Genomic DNA, 6,000 nt, shown 5'->3' with positions numbered 1-6,000 from the left:
GAAAATTTTAAAGATTCATTTAATTTTTGGCAGTTTCTGGCTTTAGTGGCCGTTTTTGTTGCTTTGCTTTGTCTGGCGCCCATTGTGCGCTGGGTGCAACTTCTATTCTGATTAAATGTCGCCAGCTTAAATAGGTATAGCCATGAATTTGCAACAACTCGCCACCGAACTTAAACAGGTTATTAAAACCGTGCCTGACTACCCAAAACCGGGTATTATTTTTCGTGATGTCACCAGCCTGATGCAGGACGGCCCGGCGTTTAAGAAAGTGATTGATGCGTTTGCCGCCTATTATGCTGATAAAGGTATTGAGAAAATTATTGGCACCGAATCGCGTGGCTTTATTTTTGGTGCGCCCTTATCTTATGCACTTGGCATTCCGTTTGTACCGGTACGTAAACCGGGGAAACTGCCGCGGGAGCGTATTTCGCAAAGCTATACCCTGGAATATGGTGAAGACGCACTTGAGTTACATGCTGACGCGATCGCTGCAGGCGATAATGTCCTGTTGGTTGATGATTTACTGGCAACCGGCGGCACCATTGATGCGACGGTAAAGTTAGTGCGGCGCCTCGGCGGTAATGTCGACCATGCTGCCTTCGTTATTGCTTTGCCTGAGATTGGCGGCGTGAGTCGCTTAGAAGCATTGGGTTTAAATATCCTTAGTCTGGTTGAGTATAGCGGCGAATAAGTTTAGGCTGATAGCAGCACCTTTCTTTTCTTATCAGGCTGTGGCATGAGTTATCAGGTACTAGCAAGAAAATGGCGGCCAAAACAGTTTGATCAGCTGGTGGGGCAGGACCATGTAAAAACAGCGCTTAGTAATGCGCTTAACAACAGCCGGTTGCATCATGCTTACTTGTTTACCGGCACCCGCGGCGTAGGTAAAACCACTATTGCCCGGATATTTGCTAAAAGCTTGAATTGCGAAACCGGAATTAGCGCGACGCCTTGCGGCGCTTGCAGTGCCTGTCAGGAGATTGATGCCGGTAACTTTGTTGACCTGCTGGAAATTGATGCAGCATCACGGACAAAGGTTGAAGACACCCGTGATTTATTAGATAACGTGCAATATGCGCCAAGCCGCGGTCGCTTTAAAGTGTACCTGATTGACGAAGTGCATATGTTGTCCCGCCATAGCTTTAATGCGTTACTGAAAACGCTGGAAGAGCCGCCACCTCATGTCAAGTTCCTGCTGGCAACCACCGATCCGCAGAAGCTACCGGTTACAGTGTTGTCACGCTGTTTGCAATTCAGTTTAAAAGCACTGAGTCAGGAGCAGATTTCAGCTCATCTGGCGCATGTGCTAACTGAAGAGCAAATTTATTATGAGCCGGCAGCGCTTGTTCTAATTGCCAAAGCTGCTAATGGCAGCTTGCGTGACTCTTTAAGCTTAACCGATCAGGCAATCGCCCAGAGCAACAGCCAGCTGACATTACCTGCGGTCAGAGCCATGCTCGGCTTTTTAGATCAGCAGTTTGCCAGCGCAATTCTGGGTGCGATCCTGAATCAGGATTACCAGGCTATGCAGGACGAGCTTAAGGCGTTAATCAGCCAGCACAGCGATTACAGCAGAGTGTTGGATGATATGCTGAGCCTGATCCATCAGGCGGCTTTAACTCAGTTGGAACCTGCTGCTGCAAAACTGTCAGAGCAGCCAGGCTTTGTCACTGAGATAGCCAACAGCCAGAGTCCGGAAGCGTTACAACTGTACTATCAGCTATTAATCAGTGGTAAACGGGAACTCAGTTATGCACCTGATGAACGGACCGGGCTGGAAATGGCGTTATTGCGGGCATTAGCCTTTGTACCACTGACAGGTGGTGAGCAAGCGGCCGCAGCAGTACCACCAGGTCGTGCTGCTGGTGTAAAACCACCGGAGTTGGTATCTGCGCCCGAAAAGCCGGTGGCCCGGTCAGTTGCAGCCCGGCCAGTTGCAGCCCGGCCACCAGAGCAGGCCGGGCAGTCAGAGAGTGCACCGGCAGCCGAAGCTAATGACAGCTTGAGACAGCAAGCCTCAGCGCCGGCAGCCACGATTGATCCGCTGACTGCCAGTATTATCAAACGCCGGGGCCTGACAGCGGACAGTGGAGTTATTCCGCCAAAAAAGTCTGAGCACCGGCCGCCCGCCTCAGCGGTCGCTGGCCCGGTTGCAACAACACAACCCCATCAGCAGAGCCCGGGGCGAACCGATAGTGGCGCTGCGACTGCTTCGCCGCAGCCTGACGGTTTTGAGCGGTCAACGCCTGACTATCCTGATGATGCGGAACCTGAGCCTGAGCAGCTTTACCCCGAAGACCCCGCTAACCAGGCGCTGCTGGATTCGTTATGGCAGCAAAGTCAGCCGCCCGCTGAAGCCGCTAACGTGTTCTGTGGCGAAATTAATGAACAGAACTTTTCCATCCGCTTTGCTGCAGAGGTGGATAGCTGGGCGGCACTGATTGAAAAAATGCCGGTAGGAGGACTGATGCGGCTGTTCCTGCTAAACAGCGCCATGCAGCTGCAACAACAGCAACTCACGCTGTTGGTTAAGCAAAGCCAGCAGCATCTGGATAACGCTGATTTTCGCAGCCAGCTGGTAAGCTTGTTGTCAGAGGCACTGGGTCAGCCACTGCAAATCGATATCAGCTACAGCGATGAGGTAGCGCAATCACCGCTGGCTATTCAGCAGCAGATTGAACAGGAACGTAAAAGCTATGTCTGCCGGCTGATGCAGGATGATCCGAAGGTACAGCAACTGCTGCAGCAGTTTGATGCCAGTTTATTAATGGACACCCTGCAGGTAAACTAGCCTGAAGCTAGCTGTGGGCTTAACTTGTAATTTATGGCGCAACTGATTATCTTGGCGCCAGCAATTTTAACAAAGAGATGAAGCTATGTTTAAAGGCGGAATGGGCAATATTATGAAGCAGGCGCAAGCCATGCAGGAAAAGATGCAAAAGGTGCAGGCCGAAATTGCGAATATGGAAGTAACCGGGGAAGCAGGAGCGGGTCTGGTAAAAATTACCATGACTGGCAGCCATAATGTGCGGCGCGTGGAGATAGATGACAGCTTACTGGCAGATGACAAGGACATGCTGGAAGATCTGGTTGCAGCGGCTCTGAACGACGCCGTACGGCGGGTTGAAGATAATAATAAAGAACAAATGGCCAAAGTTACCGGCGGAATGCAGTTACCACCTGGTATGAAATTACCATTTTAAGACAGGTAATTGCCGATGACTAAACTTGCCCCTCTGGTTCAGCAACTGATCGAAGCGCTGCGCGTGCTGCCGGGCGTCGGGCCGAAATCGGCCCAGCGTATGGCATTTCAGTTGCTGGAGCGTAACCGCGAAGGCGGTGAACGGCTGGGGGCGGCATTAACTAAAGCCATGGCCCGGGTCGGGCACTGCCAGTGTTGTCGTACCTTTTGCGAAACTGACATCTGCGCCTTATGTGCCGATCCGCAGCGGCAACAGGCGGGCACACTGTGTGTGGTTGGTTCGGCATCTGATCAACTGGCCATCGAACATACCGGGCAGTTTAACGGCTTGTATTTTGTATTAATGGGTTATATTTCGCCGCTTGATGGGATTGGCCCGGCTGAACTTGGGCTGGATAAACTGGACAAGCAGCTGGCCAAAGGCCATATCAGCGAAGTGATTCTGGCTACTAACCCGACTGTCGAGGGCGATGCCACTGCATTTTATCTGGCAGAGCTTTGTCACAAATATCAGATCCCGGTGACCCGTCTGGCACAGGGGGTCCCGGTAGGAGGGGAGCTGGAGTATATCGACGGCACCACCTTATCTCACGCGTTCAGTGGTCGTAAAACCTTCTGATATCGCCTTCATTCGTTTTTTTACTTGAATTGCGCAATTAGCTGCCCCATATAACAGCCAACTGACGGGCGCAGTCGCGTCTTATTAATCCTGTAAATACTACGTTCGAGGACCCGATGATGAGTGATAATACTGCTACTAACTCTGGACAGAAGCAGACTCATGGCTTTCAGGCAGAAGTAAAACAACTGCTTAACCTGATGATCCATTCACTGTATTCCAATAAAGAAATATTTCTGCGGGAATTAGTCTCTAATGCTTCGGATGCTGCCGATAAGTTACGTTTTCTGGCGCTCTCCGATCCCAGCCTGTATGGTGAAGACGGTGAGTTAAGAGTTCGGATAAGTCTGGATGAAGCTAACCGGACACTGACCGTCAGTGATAATGGCATCGGTATGACGGAGCAGGAAGTAATTTCTCATCTGGGAACAATTGCGAAATCGGGTACTAAAGAGTTTTTCTCACAGTTATCCGGCGATCAAAGCAAAGACTCCAAATTAATCGGCCAGTTCGGGGTTGGCTTCTATTCTGCTTTTATTGTTGCCGACAAAGTCACCGTGCGTACCCGCAAAGCGGGCACAGACCAGGCTGTGGAGTGGGAGTCAGCAGGTGAAGGCGACTATACGCTGGCACCGATTGATAAAGCGAGCCGCGGTACCGATATTATTCTGCATTTGCGGGAAGGCGAATATGAATTCCTAAACCGCTGGAAAGTAGAAAATATTATTACCAAATACTCCGACCATATCAGTATTCCGGTAGAAATGTGGCAGGAAGGCTCGCCTGAGCGCGAAGAAGACGGTGAAAAAATTCCTGCGACTGAAGGCAGTTGGCAGGCGGTGAATAAAGCAACTGCATTGTGGACCCGCGATAAGTCTGAGATCAGCGATCAGGAATATCAGGAATTTTATAAACATATTTCCCATGACTGGAGCGAGCCGTTAAGCTGGAGTCATAACAAGGTTGAAGGAACCAGTAATTACACCAGCTTATTGTACGTGCCTAAAAAGGCACCGTTCGATATGTGGAACCGCGAGGCAAAACACGGTTTAAAACTGTATGTGCAGCGGGTATTTATTATGGATGATGCCGAGCAATTCATGCCAAGCTACCTGCGGTTTGTTAAAGGCGTATTGGATTCCAGTGACTTGCCATTGAATGTCTCGCGGGAAATTCTACAGGATACCAAAGTTACTCAGAGCCTGCGTAAAGGCTGTACCAGCCGTACCTTAAAAATGCTGGATAAATTGGCGAAAGACCCTGAGCAATATCAGGTTTTCTGGAATGAATTTGGTCAGGTTCTGAAAGAAGGCCCGGCGGAGGATTTTGCCAACAAAGAGCAGATCGCTGGCTTACTTCGTTTTGCATCAACTCACAACGATGATGCAACCCAGAATGTGTCACTCGCAGACTATATTGGCCGGATGAAAGAAGGTCAGGACGAAATTTATTATGTGGTTGCCGACAGCTATCAGGCGGCCAAACATAGTCCGCATCTGGAAGTTTTCCGCAAGAAAGGGATCGAAGTCCTGTTACTGTCTGATCGGATTGATGAGTGGTTGATTCAGCACTTGCCTGAGTACAGCGACAAAAAATTGCGTTCAGTGGCAAAAGGTGGCCTGGACTTATCAAAACTGGACGATGAAGAAACCAAAAAAGCCCAGCAGGAAACTGCAGAAGCCTTTGCCAGTGTACTGGAACGTTTCAAGGCAGCGCTGGGTGACGACGTTAAGGAAGTGAAGGTCAGCCACCGGTTGACCGACAGCCCGGCCTGTGTCGTGACCGACGAGCACGATATGAGCACCCAGATGATGAAGCTGATGGAGTCTGTAGGTCAGAAGGTGCCGGATGTTAAACCCATATTTGAGCTTAACCCGGAGCATCAGCTGGTAAAACACATCGCTGATGAAACAGACGATGAGCGTTTCAACGAATGGGCTCAGGTTTTATTTGAACAGGCGTTACTGGCAGAGCGGGGCAGTCTGAAAAACCCGGCGAGTTATGTTACACGCTTAAACAAACTCTTGTTGTCTCTGGCAAAGTAACAGATTGAGCTGGATCAAAGCCCGCTTGGTATTGATATATCTTGCGGGCTTTTTCGTTTCCGGCCCCCCGACTTTAGTCAGGACAGGCTGTTAAATCAGACAGAAAAGCCTTACTTTCTGCCTGTTAAGCGCGT

5 protein-coding genes are annotated in these 6,000 nt (G+C 50.1%); all 5 read left to right on the top strand.

What is annotated here, in order from left to right:
- Positions 1–142: 142 nt before the first annotated feature.
- Complete coding sequence (apt, locus tag R3177_RS03620) at positions 143–691, top strand: adenine phosphoribosyltransferase (RefSeq protein WP_318969677.1); 549 nt, start codon at positions 143–145, stop codon at positions 689–691.
- Between the two features lie 45 nt (positions 692–736).
- Positions 737–2,791 (top strand): DNA polymerase III subunit gamma/tau, encoded by a 2,055-nt coding sequence (gene dnaX, locus R3177_RS03615; RefSeq protein WP_318969676.1) that lies wholly within the window; start codon positions 737–739, stop codon positions 2,789–2,791.
- An 85-nt stretch (positions 2,792–2,876) separates the two neighbouring features.
- Positions 2,877–3,203, top strand: coding sequence for a YbaB/EbfC family nucleoid-associated protein (locus R3177_RS03610; protein ID WP_318969675.1), 327 nt, complete (start codon positions 2,877–2,879; stop codon positions 3,201–3,203).
- Between the two features lie 15 nt (positions 3,204–3,218).
- A complete protein-coding gene (recR, locus tag R3177_RS03605; protein WP_318969674.1) occupies positions 3,219–3,821 on the top strand; it encodes a recombination mediator RecR in 603 nt (200 codons plus the stop codon).
- Positions 3,822–3,940: 119 nt separating this feature from the next.
- Positions 3,941–5,866 (top strand): molecular chaperone HtpG, encoded by a 1,926-nt coding sequence (gene htpG / locus R3177_RS03600; protein WP_318969673.1) that lies wholly within the window; start codon positions 3,941–3,943, stop codon positions 5,864–5,866.
- The last annotated feature ends 134 nt before the right edge of the window (positions 5,867–6,000 follow it).

This window comes from Arsukibacterium sp. (assembly GCF_033722355.1).
Taxonomy (GTDB): domain Bacteria; phylum Pseudomonadota; class Gammaproteobacteria; order Enterobacterales; family Alteromonadaceae; genus Alishewanella.
Note: the sequence above shows the minus strand (reverse complement) of the source record. Positions and strands in the feature narration are given on the sequence as shown.

Excerpts from the sequence above, each read along its gene's own strand:
- recR (WP_318969674.1), top strand. The coding sequence starts at position 3,219 with ATGACTAAACTTGCCCCTCTGGTTCAGCAACTGATCGAAGCGCTGCGC.
- htpG (WP_318969673.1), top strand. The coding sequence starts at position 3,941 with ATGAGTGATAATACTGCTACTAACTCTGGACAGAAGCAGACTCATGGC.
- R3177_RS03610 (WP_318969675.1), top strand. The coding sequence starts at position 2,877 with ATGTTTAAAGGCGGAATGGGCAATATTATGAAGCAGGCGCAAGCCATG.
- dnaX (WP_318969676.1), top strand. The coding sequence starts at position 737 with ATGAGTTATCAGGTACTAGCAAGAAAATGGCGGCCAAAACAGTTTGAT.
- apt (WP_318969677.1), top strand. The coding sequence starts at position 143 with ATGAATTTGCAACAACTCGCCACCGAACTTAAACAGGTTATTAAAACC.